15 protein-coding genes are annotated in these 14,827 nt (G+C 73.5%); 5 read left to right on the top strand and 10 right to left on the bottom strand.

Annotated elements, in window-relative coordinates:
* Nucleotides 1–43 precede the first annotated feature (43 nt).
* From ABGB11_RS21175 to ABGB11_RS21155, 5 genes are read left to right on the top strand one after another with little or no spacing between them, the layout of a single operon-like run.
* Nucleotides 44–448, top strand: coding sequence for an NAD-binding protein (locus ABGB11_RS21175; protein WP_347635338.1), 405 nt, complete (start codon nucleotides 44–46; stop codon nucleotides 446–448).
* Entirely contained in the window at nucleotides 448–1,968 is a 1,521-nt protein-coding gene (locus ABGB11_RS21170) for an aldehyde dehydrogenase family protein (protein WP_347635336.1), read from the top strand. The genes ABGB11_RS21175 and ABGB11_RS21170 overlap by 1 nt, the downstream gene beginning before the upstream one ends.
* Nucleotides 1,965–3,341 (top strand): M20/M25/M40 family metallo-hydrolase, encoded by a 1,377-nt coding sequence (locus tag ABGB11_RS21165; protein ID WP_347635334.1) that lies wholly within the window; start codon nucleotides 1,965–1,967, stop codon nucleotides 3,339–3,341. Before ABGB11_RS21170 ends, ABGB11_RS21165 begins: the two co-directional genes overlap by 4 nt.
* Nucleotides 3,341–4,438: an SDR family oxidoreductase gene (locus ABGB11_RS21160; protein ID WP_347635332.1), complete on the top strand. Its 1,098-nt coding sequence runs from the start codon at nucleotides 3,341–3,343 to the stop codon at nucleotides 4,436–4,438. The genes ABGB11_RS21165 and ABGB11_RS21160 overlap by 1 nt, the downstream gene beginning before the upstream one ends.
* Entirely contained in the window at nucleotides 4,435–5,118 is a 684-nt protein-coding gene (locus ABGB11_RS21155; protein ID WP_347635330.1) for an alpha/beta hydrolase, read from the top strand. The genes ABGB11_RS21160 and ABGB11_RS21155 overlap by 4 nt, the downstream gene beginning before the upstream one ends.
* On the opposite strand, the gene ABGB11_RS21150 is transcribed toward ABGB11_RS21155, so the two are convergent.
* The 10 genes from ABGB11_RS21150 to ABGB11_RS21105 all read right to left on the bottom strand — a co-directional run bounded on the left by ABGB11_RS21150 (nucleotide 5,115) and on the right by ABGB11_RS21105 (nucleotide 14,825).
* Nucleotides 5,115–5,708 (bottom strand): TetR/AcrR family transcriptional regulator, encoded by a 594-nt coding sequence (locus ABGB11_RS21150; protein WP_347635328.1) that lies wholly within the window; start codon nucleotides 5,706–5,708, stop codon nucleotides 5,115–5,117. The two genes, ABGB11_RS21155 and ABGB11_RS21150, sit on opposite strands and share 4 nt — an antisense overlap.
* A 9-nt stretch (nucleotides 5,709–5,717) precedes the next feature.
* On the bottom strand, nucleotides 5,718–6,557 hold the full coding sequence (locus tag ABGB11_RS21145; protein WP_347635326.1) for an AMP-binding protein: 840 nt from the start codon (nucleotides 6,555–6,557) through the stop codon (nucleotides 5,718–5,720).
* 25 nt (nucleotides 6,558–6,582) lie between these two features.
* The gene (locus tag ABGB11_RS21140; RefSeq protein WP_347635324.1) at nucleotides 6,583–7,383 is read right to left on the bottom strand and encodes a class II aldolase/adducin family protein; all 801 of its coding nucleotides are present in this window, start codon (nucleotides 7,381–7,383) and stop codon (nucleotides 6,583–6,585) included.
* Nucleotides 7,384–7,509: 126 nt separating this feature from the next.
* Entirely contained in the window at nucleotides 7,510–8,412 is a 903-nt protein-coding gene (locus tag ABGB11_RS21135) for an alpha/beta fold hydrolase (protein WP_347635322.1), read from the bottom strand.
* Between the two features lie 26 nt (nucleotides 8,413–8,438).
* The gene (locus ABGB11_RS21130) at nucleotides 8,439–9,170 is read right to left on the bottom strand and encodes an SDR family oxidoreductase (RefSeq protein WP_347635320.1); all 732 of its coding nucleotides are present in this window, start codon (nucleotides 9,168–9,170) and stop codon (nucleotides 8,439–8,441) included.
* Nucleotides 9,167–9,883, bottom strand: a complete 717-nt coding sequence (locus ABGB11_RS21125) for an SDR family NAD(P)-dependent oxidoreductase (protein WP_347635318.1) — start codon at nucleotides 9,881–9,883, stop codon at nucleotides 9,167–9,169. Before ABGB11_RS21125 ends, ABGB11_RS21130 begins: the two co-directional genes overlap by 4 nt.
* A complete protein-coding gene (locus ABGB11_RS21120) occupies nucleotides 9,880–11,073 on the bottom strand; it encodes a 2-oxo acid dehydrogenase subunit E2 (protein ID WP_347635316.1) in 1,194 nt (397 codons plus the stop codon). Before ABGB11_RS21120 ends, ABGB11_RS21125 begins: the two co-directional genes overlap by 4 nt.
* A gap of 4 nt (nucleotides 11,074–11,077) precedes the next feature.
* The gene (locus tag ABGB11_RS21115) at nucleotides 11,078–12,073 is read right to left on the bottom strand and encodes a transketolase C-terminal domain-containing protein (protein WP_347635314.1); all 996 of its coding nucleotides are present in this window, start codon (nucleotides 12,071–12,073) and stop codon (nucleotides 11,078–11,080) included.
* On the bottom strand, nucleotides 12,070–13,044 hold the full coding sequence (locus ABGB11_RS21110; RefSeq protein ID WP_347635312.1) for a thiamine pyrophosphate-dependent dehydrogenase E1 component subunit alpha: 975 nt from the start codon (nucleotides 13,042–13,044) through the stop codon (nucleotides 12,070–12,072). Before ABGB11_RS21110 ends, ABGB11_RS21115 begins: the two co-directional genes overlap by 4 nt.
* Nucleotides 13,041–14,825, bottom strand: coding sequence for a hydantoinase B/oxoprolinase family protein (locus ABGB11_RS21105; protein WP_347635310.1), 1,785 nt, complete (start codon nucleotides 14,823–14,825; stop codon nucleotides 13,041–13,043). Before ABGB11_RS21105 ends, ABGB11_RS21110 begins: the two co-directional genes overlap by 4 nt.
* Nucleotides 14,826–14,827 lie beyond the last annotated feature (2 nt).

Raw genomic sequence — 14,827 nt, 5'->3', positions numbered from 1 at the left:
CTGCCGGACGCGCAGCGGCGGAAACCACGTCCATGTGGGACCGGTGGGCGCGGGCAGCGCCTGCAAGCTGATGAACAACATCCTGTACGCCGCCAACCTGGTGACCGTCGGTGAGGCGGTGCGCGCCGTCCAGGCCCACGGGGTGGAGCCGGCCGCCTTCCTCGACGCGCTCAACGGCGCCTCGGGCAGGAGCGTGGCCAGCGAGCTGGTCTACCCGCGGTTCGTCCTGACCGGCGACCACGACAGCCGGTTCGCGATCGGGCTCATGCGCCGCGACGTCGAGCTGGCCGTCTCCTCCCTTCCCGACGACTGCCGGGTGCCCGTGCTGGAACTGCTGCGCACGGTCTGGTCCCGGTCGGCCGCCCACATCGCCGACGGCGAGGACACCACACGCATCTTCCACGCGCTTCCCGCCATAGCGGACGGACACCCCTCGGAGGCCCACTGATGACCACCCTCGCCCACGCCGCCCATCGGCTCACCGAGCTGCTCGACGAGATCGTCACCGGCTTCGACGTCACCCGCCCGCACGTCCTCGACGGCGCGCAGGTGGCCGGCGACCCGTCCGGCGTCGTCCAGCGGCTCGCCGACCCGGCCACCGGCGACCCCGCCTACGAATACCCGCCCGCGTCCGCGGACCTGGTCGACGCGGCGGTCGCGTCGGGGATCCGCGCGCAGCGCGCCTGGACGGACATGGCCCCCGCCGAGCGCGGCCTGCGCCTGACCCGCCTGGCCGATCTGCTGCTGGAGCACGCGTCCGCGCTCGCCGAGGCCGAGTCCCGCACCGTGGGAAAGCCCATCCGGGAGGCCCGGGTCGAGGTCGCGCTCACCGCGAGCGTCATCCGCTACTTCGCCGGTTGGGCGGACAAGAACGGCGGCCTGGTCCCGCCCACCGGCGGCGACCTCATCAACTACGTGACCCGCGAGCCGCTCGGGGTCCTCGGCCTGCTCACCCCCTGGAACGCACCCGTGGTGACGGCGGGCACCAACCTGGGGCCGATGCTCGCCACGGGCAACGCGGTGGTGGTCAAGCCGAGCGAACTCACCCCGCTGACCACGGCGGCCATCGCGCTGCTCGCCGTCCGGGCGGGGCTGCCCGCCGGGCTGGTCAACGTGGTCGCCGGTCCGGGCGATCCCACGGGGCGGGCCCTCGTCGCCCACGAGGACGTCGCGAAGGTGACCTTCATCGGGTCGCAGGCGACCGGCCGCCGGGTGGCCGCGGACGCGGCCGCCCGCGGCGCGGACGCGGTCCTGGAACTGGGCGGCAAGTCGGCTCAGATCGTCTTCCCCGATGCCGACCTGGACCGGGCCGTGCCCGCGATCGTCTCCGGAATCTACGGCTCGGCCGGCCAGAGCTGCACCGCGGGCTCCCGCCTGCTGGTGCACGAGGACATCGCCGACACGGTGCTCGACCGGGTCCGGCAGGCGGCCGCCGGGCTGCGGCCCGGTCACCCCGCCGACGCGACGACGACCCTCGGCCCCCTGGTCTGTGCCGCGCACCACGAACGGGTCCGCGGTTTCATCGAGCGGACCCGCGCCGCCGGCGGACGCGTGCTCTTCGGCGGGGAACGGCCCGCGCGTCCGGGCTGCGAGACGGGCTACTACCTGGAGCCGACGATCGTCGCCAGCGACCCGGCGCACGAGCTCGCCCAGGAAGAGGTCTTCAGGCCGGTGCTGTCGGTGATGCGCTTCGGCGCGGAGTCCGAGGCGGTCGCGCTGGCGAACTCGACTCCCTACGACCTGGTGGGCTCGGTGTGGACCGCGGACATCGACCGGGCCTTCCGGGTCGCGCGGGCCGTCCGTTCCGGGGTCTTCTGGATCAACACCTACAAGGTGCTCCACCCCGGTTCCCCCTTCGGCGGCGCCAAGGGAAGCGGCTACGGGCGCAGCTCCGGCGAGGCCGCGCTGTCGGAGTACACCCAGACCAGGAGCGTCCTCATCAAGGTCGGTTCGGGTGAGGGCGCGTGACGGACGGCGTCCACTCGCTCAAGCGGGCCTGCATGGCGGCGATCGACGCCGCGCGCCCGGCCGTCGAGGCGCTGAACGACCGGCTGCTCCGCACACCCGAGACCGGCTTCAACGAGCACGCCTCCGCGCGGATCGTCGCGGAGGCGCTCGGCGGACTCGGCCTGCCGCCGCGAACCGGCCTGGCCGGTACGGGCGTCAAGTCCCGGCTGCGGGGGCGCTCCCCGGGGCCGTCCCTGGCGATCCTGGGCGAGCTCGACGCCATGCGCGCTCCCGGCCACCCGTTCGCGGATCCCGCCACCGGCGCGGCGCACACCTGCGGCCACCACGCACAGCTCGCGTCCATGCTCGCGTCCGCGTACGGCCTGAGCGCGGTGGCCTCGGCGCTGGACGGCGACGTCGTCTTCTTCGCCGTGCCGGCGGAGGAGTGCATCGAGCTGGGCGAGCGGCTGGCCAGACGCGACCGCGGCGAGATCGAGTTCATCGTCGGCAAGCCGGAGCTGATCCGGCTCGGCGAGTTCGACGACGTCGACCTGGCCCTGATGACCCACACGGCCGGAACCGCCGACGAGTCGGCCTTCGACGTGGAGGTCACCCTCAACGGCGGGCTGACCAAGCTGGTCACCTTCGAGGGGACCGCCGCCCACGCCGCGTCGGCCCCGTGGGAGGGGGTGAGCGCGCTGAAGGCCGCGCTGCTGGCGGGCTCCGCGATCGACGCCCACCGTGAAGGCTTCCGGGATGACGACCGGGCGCGGGTCCACTGGGTGCTGACCGAGCCCGGCCATTCGCTCACCGTCGTCCCGGACCGGGTGCGGATGGAACTGATGGTCCGGGCCCGCACCGTGGACGGGCTGCGGCGCCTGTCGGTGGCGGTGGACAGGGCGCTCGCCGCGGGCGCGGTCGCGATGGGATGCGCGGTGTCCGTCCGCACGGTGTCCGGCTACCTGCCGTACACCCCGGACCCGGGGCTCGCGGACGTTGTCGAGGCCAACGCCCGCGCTCTGGCCGGCGGGGGACCGGTCCGGCGGAACGGCGGCCATATCGGCGGCTGCAGCGATGTGGGGGACCTGGCCCATCTCATCCCGCTGGTCCAGCCGATGGCCGCCGGCGGAAACCCCGCCCCGATCCACGGAGAGGGGTACTGGCCCACCGATCTGGAGTCGGCGGTCATCACGCCCGCCAAGGTCATGGCGGCCACGGCCATCGACCTGCTGACCGGCGGCGCGGCCGGAGCGAAGCGGATCGTGAACGGCCGCGCCGCACCGGGCCGCGACGCCTACCTCGCGCTGCGTCGCTCGTTCGACAGTGAGATCCGGTTCGACGGCGCCGGCTCCGGTCCGGCGCTGGTCGCCGGGCCGCCCCGGAAGGAGACGTGATGACGGCCCATGAATCCGGCCCGGAACGCGCCGCGGACGCCCCGGCCTATCGCCGGATCTTCGATCTGACGGGCCGCGACGCGGTCGTCGTCGGCGCCGCCAGCGGTATCGGCGCCGTCGCGGCGGCCGCCCTGGCGGCCTTCGGTGCCTCGGTCGTCTGCGCCGACGTGGACGAGCGCGGGCTCGCCGCCACCGTCGCGCGCATCACCGGCCAGGGCGGCACCGCGCGTTCGGCCGTGGCCGACGTCCGCTCGCCGGAGGACATGCGGCGGCTTGCCGGCGAGTGCGAGCGCACGCGGATCCTCCTGGTGACACCGGCGACGAACGTCCGCAAGCGGCTCGGCGACGTCACCGACGACGAGTTCGACCGGATCGTCGACCTCAACCTGCGCGGGATGTTCCTGGCGGTGCGCGAGTTCGGCACGCGGATGGCGGCCCGGAGCGGCGGCAGCATCATCACCGTCTCCTCGATCCGCAGCCAGGTGGTCGAACCCGGGCAGGGCGTGTACGCCGCCACCAAGGCGGCCGTGGTGCAGCTCACCCGTGCCGCGGCCGCCGAGTGGGGCACGCACGGTGTGCGGGCCAACGTTCTGGTGCCCGGCATCGTGGACACCCCTCTCGCCGCGCAGATCCGGGCCGACCCGCGGTGGCGGCGCGCGTACGCGGACAAGAGCGCGCTGCGCCGGTGGGGCCGCCCGGAGGAACTCGCGGGCGCGGTCGTCTACCTCGCCTCGGAAGCGTCCGGCTTCGTGACGGGAAGCTCCGTCGTGGTGGACGGCGGCTGGCTGGCGTCGACGGCCGCTACGAACCGGAGGTGTAGCCGATGCCCGATGCCGTCCCCGCGGCCACGCTGCGGGCCAACCGGCGGCTGGCCGGGTATTTCGCCGGGCTTCCGCGCCCGCACCAGCGGACGGCGGCCGAGATGCGGGCGGCGCGGGAGGCCGGCCGGTCGATCTACGGCCCGGTCGTCCGTCTCCTCCGCTGCGAGGACGTCCTCCTGCCCGCCGGGGGCCGTGCCGTCCGCGTCAGGGTCTCCCGCCCCCGGCGCGGCGCCCCGCGAGGGCTCGTCCTGCACTGCCACTCCGGCGGCTTCGTGACCGGGAGCCCCGACTGGGAGGACGAGCGCCTCACCGCACTCGCCGACGGGTGCGGGGTGGTCGTGGCGTCCGTGGCCTACCGGCTCGCTCCTGAGGACCCGTACCCGGCCGCCCTCGACGACGTCACGGACGCGCTTGCGTGGGCGACCCTCAAGGGCCGGGGCGAGTACCGCGTCCAGCGGGTGCTCGTCGCCGGGGAGTCGGCGGGCGCCAATCTGGCGGTGGCCGCGATGGTCCGGCTGCGCGACCGGCTCGGCTCGGTGGCCGTCGACGGAGCGGCGCTGGCGTACGGCTTCTTCGACCTGCGGCTGACCAGAAGCGCACGGCGGATGCCTCGGCCTTTCCTCGGGCTGGACGCCGCCACCCTGACCTGGTTCCGCGCCCAGTACGCCGCGGCGGAGGCGGTGTCCAATCCGGAGCTGTCACCCGTCCTCGCGGACCTGTCCCGGCTGCCGCCCGCGCTCATGGTGGTGGGCACGGCCGACCCGCTCCGCGACGATTCCGTGCTGCTCGCCGGCCGGTGGCGCGCCGCCGGGAACGCGGCCCGTCTCCATCTGGTGCCGGGCGGGGCGCACGGATGCGATCTCCTGCCGTTCGACTCGCCCGCCGCCCGGGAGCTCGTCCGGGCCAGGTCTCGGTTCATCGATGAGATCCTGTGCGGCGGGCCGGGCGGATCCTAGGGCGCGAGCCCCCGCATGACCAGCCCGACGTGCTCGCGGACGGCCTCGTCCGTCAGCGGGAGATGGCCGACCAGCAGCCGGAAGTACAGGGGCGCGTAGAGAAGGTCCAGCACGACGTCGGGGTCGGCCGGCCGGATGTCGCCCGCCGCGATCGCGTCCCGCACGATCGCGATGCCCTGCTCGCGCCGCTTGTTGACGTAGCCGTCGCGGAAGGCGCGGGCGATGTCGGGGTCGGACTGGCCTTCGGCGATCAGGGCGGAGACCGCGGTGCCGGCGGGCCCCCGGAAGGCCGCCGCCATCCGCAGCAGCCGGTCCTCGACCTCGCCGGGGGCGAATCTGTCCGGATAGGGCAGGATGTCGCCCGACCTGCGCAGGAACGCGGTCATGATCACGGCCGCGCGGTTCGGCCACCACTTGTAGACGGTCGCCTTGCTGACGCCCGCCCGGTCCGCGATCGCCTCCACGGTCGTGGCGTCCAGCCCCCGGGTCATCAGCAGGTCGTAGGCGGCGTCGAGGATCTCGGCCTCCGAGCGCGGCGACGTCCGCGTGCGCCGGCGCTTGACCGGGGCCCGCCCGGCGCCGGATGACATCGCCGCACCTCACAACGTGCTCGGGAAGCCCGGACCGCGTCCGGGCCGGATCGCCGGATCCACCCTAGCGCGCCCCGGGCGACCGCTTTCCGCGTCCCCGGTCACCTCCCGGGGGCGGGCGCCGGGCGGGAGTCTCCGCTCTCGACGGCACCGCTCGTCATCTTGAACCGGCGGACCTTGCCGACGCTCGTGCGGGGGAGCGCGTCGATGAGATGCCAGGCTCGGGGACGGGCCGCCGGGGCCAGATGCCCGGCCGCCCATTCCGCGAGCGTGCCGGGCGCGGGCGGTGACGAGGACGACGCCCTTGGGCTCGGACGTCGTGCCCGAGGTGAACATGACGGCGAGCCGGGTGCCGGCCGTGATCGTCTCCGCGGCGGCATGGATCGGGTCGCCGGCGAGGAGGGGACCGCCCGGTGCCACATCGGCGGCGGTCTCCTCCAGGACGAGCACCGCCGGGACCGCGTCGCCGGCGCCGGCGCGGTAGGTCGCGGCCCGGTCTGCGGCGCAGATCCCCAGAACGGGCTCGGTACGGCGCACCTGGCCGGCCACGTCGCGGGCGCTCGACGCGGGGTCGACCGGGACCATCCAGGCGCCGAGCCGGGCCACCGCCAGCCAGGTCGCCATGAAGGCGGGGCAGTTGCGCAGCGCCACGTGAACCGCGGTGCCCGGACGGACGCCGAGCCCGCGAAGCGTCCCCGCCGTGCGCGCGACGATCTCGTCGAACCGCCGGTACGTCCATGTCGTGGTACCGGACTCGTCGTGAAAGAGCAGGAAGGCCGAGTCGCCGTCGCTCCTCCGGACGGCCGCCGACCAGTGCTCATGGAACGTCGTCAGGTGCTGCCGGGCCATCGGTCCTCCTCCAGCGGTCACCGCGTCAGTCCTTGTAGGAGGGGTCGGTGCGGTCGAGCCTGCGGATCAGGGACGGCCATTCGCGGTCTCCGGAGACGCCGAGATCGTCCATCCACTGCCTGACCGTCAGTTCCACGACGTCCTGGCCGGGCACGCGCAGCGGACGGCCGGCGGCCTGTGCCATGAGCTGCGTCCTGGCGGCCTTGTCGAGGTAGAACATCTCGGTGAAGGCATGGCCGACGCTGCGGCCCACGGTCAGCGTCCCGTGGTTGCGCAGGATCAGGGCGGCGTTGTCGCCGAGGTCGGCGATGAAGCGCCGCTGCTCGTCCATCGTCAGGGCAATGCCCTCGTAGTCGTGGTAGCCGATGCGGCCGTAAAGCCTCATCGCGTGCTGGGTCAGGGGGAGCAGCCCTTCCTCCAGGACGCTCAGCGCCATCCCCGCCTCGGTGTGCAGGTGCATGACGCACGCCGCGTCGGCGCGGCTGCTGTGAATCGCTCCGTGGATGACGAAGCCGGCCGCGTTCGGCCGGTACGGGCTGTCCCCGATGACGTTCCCATGCAGATCGATCTTGACCAGGTTCGAGGCGGTGATCTCGTCGAAGCCGAGCCCCAGCGGGTTGACCAGGAAGTGGTGATCGGTTCCGGGGATGCGCGCGGAGATGTGCGTGTAGATCAGGTCGTCCCACCCGAACAGGGCGCACAGCCGGTAGGCCGCGGCGAGGTCCCGGCGGACGGCCCGTTCCGCGTCGCTGACCGGCCCGGTGTCCGGGATCCGCCGGGCGGGCAGATCGAACGCCGTGAAGTCCGTGGCACCGGCGGTGGCCATGGCACCCCTCCCCGGCCGCTGGTACCGGCGGCCTTAAACTGAACTAAACGTATAGTTCAGTTTAAGGCCGCCCGCCGTGCATGTCAACCGTCCGGCCGCGCTGACCTCGGCTTACAGGTGCTCGGCTTACAGGTGCTCGGCGAACCAGTCCCGGCAGACCTGTGCAGCCTGGGCGGTCTTCCCCGGGTCGCGGTACAGCTCGTGGTGGTCGGTTCCCGCGACGACGTGCAGCTTCTTTTCCGGCGTCGGGATCGCGTTGAACGCCGCGACCTCCAGGTCGGACCAGGTGAAGTCGTCGGCGTCGGCCAGGAGCATCAGCGTCGGCGTGTCGACCAGGCGGCCCACGTGCGGCTCCACCGAGTACTCCAGGAGGAGCTCCGCCGACTCGATCGTGTTGCGGTTCTCGTAGTTCGGGGCCTCGGTCTCCTTCAGATGCGCGAACAGCGGGGGGCTGCCGGGGAACGGCCAGGTGCACAGTTCCTCGGCGGGGTCGGTGGAGGAGTGCTTCATGTACCCGTGCTCGCCCGTCGCCCAGAGCCGCCGGCGGTTGCGCAGCACCGCCTCGCGCAGCCGCCGGAAGCCCATCGTGCCGTGGGCGCGCCGCATCGTCTCCAGGCCGTCGATGACCGGCACGATCGACGCCACGGCGCGCACCCGCGAGTCGGCGGCTCCGACGATGAGCGTGTGGCCTCCGCTGTAGGAGATGCCCCAGGCGCCGATCCGGTCCGGGTCGATGCCGTCGAGCGTCTCGGCGTAGCTCACCGCGTTGCGGTAGTCGCGGATCTGCTGGTGCGGGTCGGCGTGCTGGCGCACCTCGCCCTCGCTGCCGCCGAAGCCGCGGTAGTCGAAGACGAGCGAGGCGATCCCCGCGGCCTGGAAGACGCGGGCGTAGCGGGGCTGCACCAGTTCCTTGACGTAGCACCAGCCGCCGGCCATCACCACGAGGGGGTGGGGACCGGGTCCGTCGGGCCGGAACAGCAGGCCCTCCAGGGCGACGCCATCGCTGGGGAAGGTGACGACTTCAGGCATGGTTCTTCCTTGTCTCAGATCAGGGGTTACCGGGTCAGCCAGCCGCCATCGACCGGCACTACCGCGCCGGTGATGTAGGACGCTTCGTCCGATGCCAGGAAGGCCACCGTGGCCGCCTGCTCCCGGGGTGCGCCGAACCGCCGCATGGGCACTCCGGACAGCAGCCGCGCCGCCCGCTCCGGGTCGGAGCGGAGCGCGGCGTTCATGTTGGTGGCGGTCACGCCGGGGGCTATCGCGTTCACCCGGATGCCGTGGGGCGCCAGTTCGAGCGCGAACGCCTTCGTGAGCATCATCAGCGCCGACTTCGTCACCGTGTACGCGGCGTGCTCGGGTGCGGCGGTGAACGACTCGATCGAGCACACGTTGACGATCGCGCCGCCCCCGCCGAGTCCGAGCCGGTGCCGGACGAACTGCTGGGCCAGGCGGTGCGGCGCGGAGAGGTTGACCGCGCAGGTCTCCCGCCAATCGGTCAGGGAATGGTCGAGGAACGGGCTGCGCCGCAGGATGCCCGCGGCGTTGACCAGGACCGAGACGTCGCCGGCCGAGGCCACGAAATCGTCGCGGACCGGTTCGGACAGGTCGCATTCCCTCCAGGTCACCGCGTCCCGATGCCGGTACAGCTCGGCCAGCGCCGACGCGTCGCGGTCCACGGCGACCACCCGCGCGCCTTCGCCGGTCAGTCGCTCGACGACGGCGGCCCCGATGCCGCCCGCCGCCCCGGTGACGAGAGCCGTCGCTCCCAGGAATCGCTCGGTCATGGCAATCGGTACCCGCCGTCCACGTAGAGGATCTCGCCGGTGATGTAGGCGGCCTGCTCCGAGACCAGGAAGGAGGCGGCGGCCGCGATCTCGTCGACCGTCCCGAGCCGTCCCTGGAGAGGGATGGCCGCCGTGAGGCGCTCGTCGTCCCGCGGTGACATGGCGGTGTCGACCGCGCCGGGTGCGAGCCCGTTCACCCGGATTCCCAGGCCGCCGAAGTCGTAGGCCAGTGCCCGGGTGAGCCCCACCATCCCGCCCTTGGTGGCCGCGTAGGCGGCCTGCGGCGGGTCCGGCCAGGCGATCTCCGACTCGACCGAGCAGAGGTTGAGGACGACCCCGGCGGTGCCGCGCTCGGTCCAGTGGCGCAGCGCCGCCTGGCTGAGGAGGAACGGGGCGGTCAGGTTCGTGGTGACGAGCGCCTCGAACGTCTCGGGCGCGAGGTCCCAGCACGGGCCGGTCGCGTGCAGTCCCGCGTTGTTGACCAGCACGTCCAGGCCGCCGGCCAGGGCGATGGACCGCTCGATCCCGGCGGCGCACGCGCCGGGATCGGTCAAATCGACGCGCAGGTCGTGGAACCGGGGCCCGCGCAGCGAGGGCGAGCCCGAGCGGCTCATCCCGACGACGGTGAGACCGTCGTCCATCAGGCGGGCGGCGACGGCCGCGCCGATCCCCCTGCTGGTCCCGGTGACCACGGCGATCCGGTGGGCGCTCATGGCAGGTCCTCCACGTCGGGACCGGCCAGCGTCAGCCGGTCGGCGTCGCCGAGCGCCTCGCCCAGGCCGGCGAGCAGCCGCGCGGCGTCGGCGCCGTCGACGGCCCGGTGGTCGGCGACCACGACCGCGGTCAGGACCCGCCGGTCGCCCGCGGTGCGCGCCCTGCCCAGGCCGAGGATGCCGATCTGCGGCGGGGTGACCATCGGCACGACGGCGTCACCGCCGAGCGGTCCGACGTTCGAGACGGAGAACGTGCCGCCCGTCAGATCCTCCGGGCGGAGCCTCCCCTCACGGGCGCCCAGCACGACACGGCTCCGCTCCGCCGCGAGGGCCGCCCAGTCCAGCCGCTCCACCCCGTGCACCACGGGCGCGAGCACCCCGGCCGGGCCGTCGGTGGCGACGCCGATCGAGACGGTGTCGAAACGCTCGATGTGATCACCGACGAGCAGCGCGTTGAACCGGCGGTTGCGCAGGAGCGCGTACGCCGTCGCCTTGAGGACGACATCGGTCAGCGTGGCGCGGATCCCGACCGCGCGGAGGCGCCGGACGAGTTCCTCCGCCGAGGCGATCTCCAGCTCCCGGTGGACGGAGAACTGCGGGATGCCGGCCGACGCGGTCATCAGCCGGGCGACCGCGCCGCGGTGCGGGGAGAGCTTCTCCTTCACCGGCCGCGACTCCGGCCGCGATTCCGGTCGAGGCTCCGGCGGCCGGGCTCGCGCGGGCTCCGGTGCCCGCCGCGGGCCCGCGGGCAGTCCGGCAAGGAAGCCGTGCGGCACCAGCGGGTCCGGACGTTCCGGAACGGTCGATCGGCGCGGGACGGCACTGTCCGGCGCCGGTGGCGCCGAGGACGGGACGGGCGCCCCCACCGGTGAAGGCGCGGGCTCCGGCCGGTCCGGCGCGCCGGCCGCCGGCTTCGGCGACCGGTCCCGCAACGCTTCGGCGTCGTACGTCTCGCCCGGGTCGGCGATCAGCGCGAGGAGATCCCCGACCGCCACCGCCTCTCCGGGGGCGCGCACCCGGACGGCGAGCACTCCGTCGCCGGGCGACTCGACCTCCATGACCGCCTTCGACGTCTCCACCTCCAGAACGGGGTCGCCCTCGGCGACGGCGCCGCCCTCGGCGACCGACCACGAGGCCAGCACCATCTCCTCGTCGTCGAGGGCCAGCCGCGGCATCCTGAATTCGCGCATGGCCTCAGCCGCTCCAATCGATCAGCCGCCGCACCGACTCCACGACGGCGTCCGCGGACGGGAACACGAGGGACTCCAGGCCGGGGGCGTACGGCGCCGGCACCGGACGGCTGCCGAGCCGCAGTACCGGGGCCTGGAGGACGTCATGGGCGCCGGCACTGATGACGGAGGTCAGCGTCGCCCCCGCACCGAAGTGCGGTGGATCGTCGGTCAGGCACAGGGCCCGGCCGGTGCGCCGGACCGACTCGGCGATTCCGGCCTCGTCCAGGGGGCTGAGAGAGGGAAGCGAGAGCACCTCCACGTGGACGGACCGTTCCGCCAGCCGCTCCGCCGCCGCGAGCGCCGTGCGCACCCCGTGCCCGTACGTGACGATGGTCGCGGCATCTCCGCGCAGCGCGACGGCCGCGCTCAGCACCTCCGGCACCTCGCCCCGCCGCACCTCGTTCCTGGTGCTGTACAGGCGCATGTCCTCCGCCAGCACGACGGGATGGTCGGCGCGCAGCGCCCACCGCATCGCGGCGTAGGCGTCGTCCGGCGTGGCCGGTGTCAGCACGGACAGGCCCGGTACGGCCGCCAGCATGGCCTGCTGGCTGTAGGTGTGCTGGGCGCCGAACGAACCGAGCGGCCCCTGCCCGACCCGGACGACCAGCGGCACGCTGATCTGGCCGCCGCTCATGTACCGCAGCTTCGCGGCGTTGTTGACGAGCTGGTCCAGCCCGAGCAGCAGGAACCCGCCGAAGTCCACCTCGACCACCGGGCGCAGGCCGCCCATGGCCAGCCCGACCCCGCAGCCCATGGTGGCCGCCTCGGAGAGGGGCGTGTTGCGGACCCGGTCGGGCCCGAACCGGGCGACGAGATCCTTGGTCGCGCCGAACGGGAACCCGGCCTGGATGTCCTGGCCGAGCAGGACGACACGGTCGTCCTCGGCCATGGCGTCTTCCTGCGCGGCGCACAGCGCCTGCGCGAAGGACATCGCCGTGAGGGTCGATCCGGCTGTCATACGACGTCCTCCAGAAGGCTGGACTCGTCCGGCACGGGGCTCGCCAGGGCGAAGGACATCGCGTCGTCGGCGATCCGGCGTGCCTCGTCCTGGAACCGGCCGGTGTCCTCGGACGTCAGCCCGGCGGCCGTCGCGAGCAGCGCCAGCGGGTCGCGGTCCGTCCACGCCTCGAGCTCCGCCTTGGTCCGGTAGATGCCGTGCGGGGGGTCCCCGCGGGAGTGGCCCATGAACCGGTAGGTCAGGCACTCCATCAACCCGGGCCGCCCGTTCCGCGCCGCCTCGGCCATCGACGCCGCGAGCCGCCGGACGGCCAGGACGTCCTGCCCGTCCACCTCCTGGCCGTCGACGCCGAACGCCCGCGCGCGGGCGGCGATGCCGTCGCCGGCGGTGGACTCGTGCGCGGCGGTGGTGATGGCGTACGCGTTGTTCTCGCACACGAACAGGACCGGAAGGGACCACAGCGCCGCCAGGTTGAGGCTCTCGTAGAGCACCCCCTGGTTGACCGCGCCGTCTCCGAAGAAGACGACGCAGACCGCTCCGGTGCCCTTCAGCCGCTGGGCCAGCGCGTACCCGACCCCCAGGGGGATCGCCGCGCCGACGACCGCCAGCGTGCCGAGGAAGCCCGCGTCCAGGTCGGTCGCGTGCATCGAGCCGCCCTTGCCGCGGGAGACCCCGCCGGCGCGCCCGCAGAGTTCGGCCATCAGGCGCCCCGGGTCGACGCCCTTCGCCAGCGCGTGCCCGTGGCCGCGGTGGTGGCTGAGCACGGTGTCGCCGGGGCGCAGCGCGTCCATGACCCCCACCGCCACGGCCTCCTGGCCGATGCTGACGTGCACCGTCCCGTGCACCTCGCCTTGCTCGTAGGCGCGGTAGGCCGCCTGCTCGAACCGGCGGATGACCGCCATCCGCCGGTAGAGTTCCGCCGCCTCGGCCTCGGTGACGCGCAGGCCGGTGTGCTCCAGTTCGACGCTCATGACGACGCGGCCTCCGTCCGGCTCCGCTCGCGGCGGGCCCGCCGCAGCCGCTCGGTCTCCTCGGCGTCGACCGTGCCGTGGGCGTCCACCGACACCAGGTAGTCCTCGGCGGCGGCGCGCACCGAGACGTAGCCGGCGAGGACGTCGGCGGCGACCGCCTCCGGGTCGCGTTCCGCGGGATCGCCCCAGCCGCCGCCTCCCGCGGTGAGCTGGCAGATCACCTCGCCGTCGTGCAGCGGCACGTCGTGGGCCTTGCTGCCGAACTCGGGCGCGGCCGGACGCTCGCCGCCGGTGCCCGGGTCGATGACGAAGCCGGCGGCCGCTCCGGCCCGGCCGCCGTCGAGCCCCCACGGCGGCACCCGCACCCGGTTGGCCACGATGGACAGGCGCGCGTCGTGACCGAGGAGCCGGTGCTCCCGCCGGATGCCGAGCCCGCCCCGGTGGGCGCCCGGCCCGCCGCTGTCGCGGCGGATCTCGTACCGCTCCACCCGGACCGGGAACCGCTCCTCGACGACCTCGACCGGGACGTTCCAGGTGTTCCCGACGATGGACCAGATGGCGGTCAGGCCGTCGCGGTCGCGGTTGCCGCCCCAGCCGCCCTCCGGGTATTCGTAGATGACGTAGCGCTCCCCGGTCCGCGGGTGCAGGCCACTGATGATCATGTTGTTGGACGATCCGTGGTCGCAGGCCATGACGTGGGGCCCGCCGTCCTCGTCCGCCGGTATCTGGGCCAGTGCCCGGAACACGGTGTTGTGGATGATGCACGCGACCTCGTTGCCGCCCGTGCACGCCGCGGGGAAGCGCGGGTTCACGATGGTGCCCTCGGGCGCGATGATGTTGATCGCCCGGTAGCACCCCGCGTTCGGTGCGATGTCGGGGTCCGTGGCCGCCTGGAACACCATGTAGACGCCGGCGTAGGTGTAGCCGAGGACGCTGTTCAGCGGCCCGTCCACCTGCTCCGAGGATCCGGTGAAGTCGACGTCCACCTGGTCGCCGCGGACGCGCACCGTCACCCGGATCTCGCGGGGCACGTCGGTGATCCCGTCGTTGTCGATGAAGTCGCTCGCCCGGTAGTCCCCGTCGGGGAGCCGCCTGATGGCCTCCCGGGTGCGCTGTTCCGACTGGTCGAGCAGGAGCAGCATGGCCCGGTCCACCGCGTCCGGGCCGTACCGCTCGGCGAGGTCGGTGATGCGGCGGATCGCGGTGCGGTTCGCCGAGACCTGCGCCTCCAGGTCCACGCGGAGCTGGCCCGGCAGCCGGCTGTTGGCGACGATCAGGTCCTGGAGCCGCCGGTCGATCGCGCCCTGCCTGACCAGTTTGATCGGCGCGATCCGGAGACCCTCCTGGTAGTTCTCCCGGGCCGCGGAGTAGAAGCTGCCGGCGGCCGTGCCGCCGATGTCCAGGTGGTGCGCGCGGTTGACGGCGAAGCCGAGCAGCCGGCCGTCGTGGACGATGGGCGCCACCAGCGTGACGTCCGGCAGGTGGGTGCCGCCGACGTAGGGATCGTTGAGGATCACCATGTCGCCGGGCTCCAGCCCCTCGTCCCGGAAGGTCCGCGTCACCGCGTCGGTGGCGAAGGCCATCGACCCGAGGTGGATCGGCAGGAACTCGCCGTGGCTCACCATCTGGCCCCGGGAGTCGAAGATCGCGCAGGAGTAGTCGTTGCCCTCGTTGAAGATCGGGGAGCAGGACGTCTTGCGCAGCGTGACGCCCATTTCCCGGGAGACCGAGGCCAGGGCGTGCCCGATCACCTGAAGATTGATCACTTCGTACGACGTCATGG

It is taken from the genome of Actinomadura sp. B10D3 (assembly GCF_039871695.1).
GTDB lineage: Bacteria > Actinomycetota > Actinomycetes > Streptosporangiales > Streptosporangiaceae > Spirillospora > Spirillospora madurae.
Note: the sequence above shows the minus strand (reverse complement) of the source record. Positions and strands in the feature narration are given on the sequence as shown.

Bases quoted from the DNA above. Each gene is read 5' to 3' on its own strand.
- ABGB11_RS21135 (WP_347635322.1), bottom strand. From the start codon at position 8,412: ATGCCTGAAGTCGTCACCTTCCCCAGCGATGGCGTCGCCCTGGAGGGC.
- ABGB11_RS21170 (WP_347635336.1), top strand. From the start codon at position 448: ATGACCACCCTCGCCCACGCCGCCCATCGGCTCACCGAGCTGCTCGAC.
- ABGB11_RS21160 (WP_347635332.1), top strand. From the start codon at position 3,341: ATGACGGCCCATGAATCCGGCCCGGAACGCGCCGCGGACGCCCCGGCC.
- ABGB11_RS21110 (WP_347635312.1), bottom strand. From the start codon at position 13,044: ATGAGCGTCGAACTGGAGCACACCGGCCTGCGCGTCACCGAGGCCGAG.
- ABGB11_RS21140 (WP_347635324.1), bottom strand. From the start codon at position 7,383: ATGGCCACCGCCGGTGCCACGGACTTCACGGCGTTCGATCTGCCCGCC.
- ABGB11_RS21145 (WP_347635326.1), bottom strand. From the start codon at position 6,557: ATGGCCCGGCAGCACCTGACGACGTTCCATGAGCACTGGTCGGCGGCC.
- ABGB11_RS21105 (WP_347635310.1), bottom strand. From the start codon at position 14,825: ATGACGTCGTACGAAGTGATCAATCTTCAGGTGATCGGGCACGCCCTG.
- ABGB11_RS21125 (WP_347635318.1), bottom strand. From the start codon at position 9,883: ATGAGCGCCCACCGGATCGCCGTGGTCACCGGGACCAGCAGGGGGATC.
- ABGB11_RS21130 (WP_347635320.1), bottom strand. From the start codon at position 9,170: ATGACCGAGCGATTCCTGGGAGCGACGGCTCTCGTCACCGGGGCGGCG.
- ABGB11_RS21115 (WP_347635314.1), bottom strand. From the start codon at position 12,073: ATGACAGCCGGATCGACCCTCACGGCGATGTCCTTCGCGCAGGCGCTG.
- ABGB11_RS21120 (WP_347635316.1), bottom strand. From the start codon at position 11,073: ATGCGCGAATTCAGGATGCCGCGGCTGGCCCTCGACGACGAGGAGATG.
- ABGB11_RS21150 (WP_347635328.1), bottom strand. From the start codon at position 5,708: ATGTCATCCGGCGCCGGGCGGGCCCCGGTCAAGCGCCGGCGCACGCGG.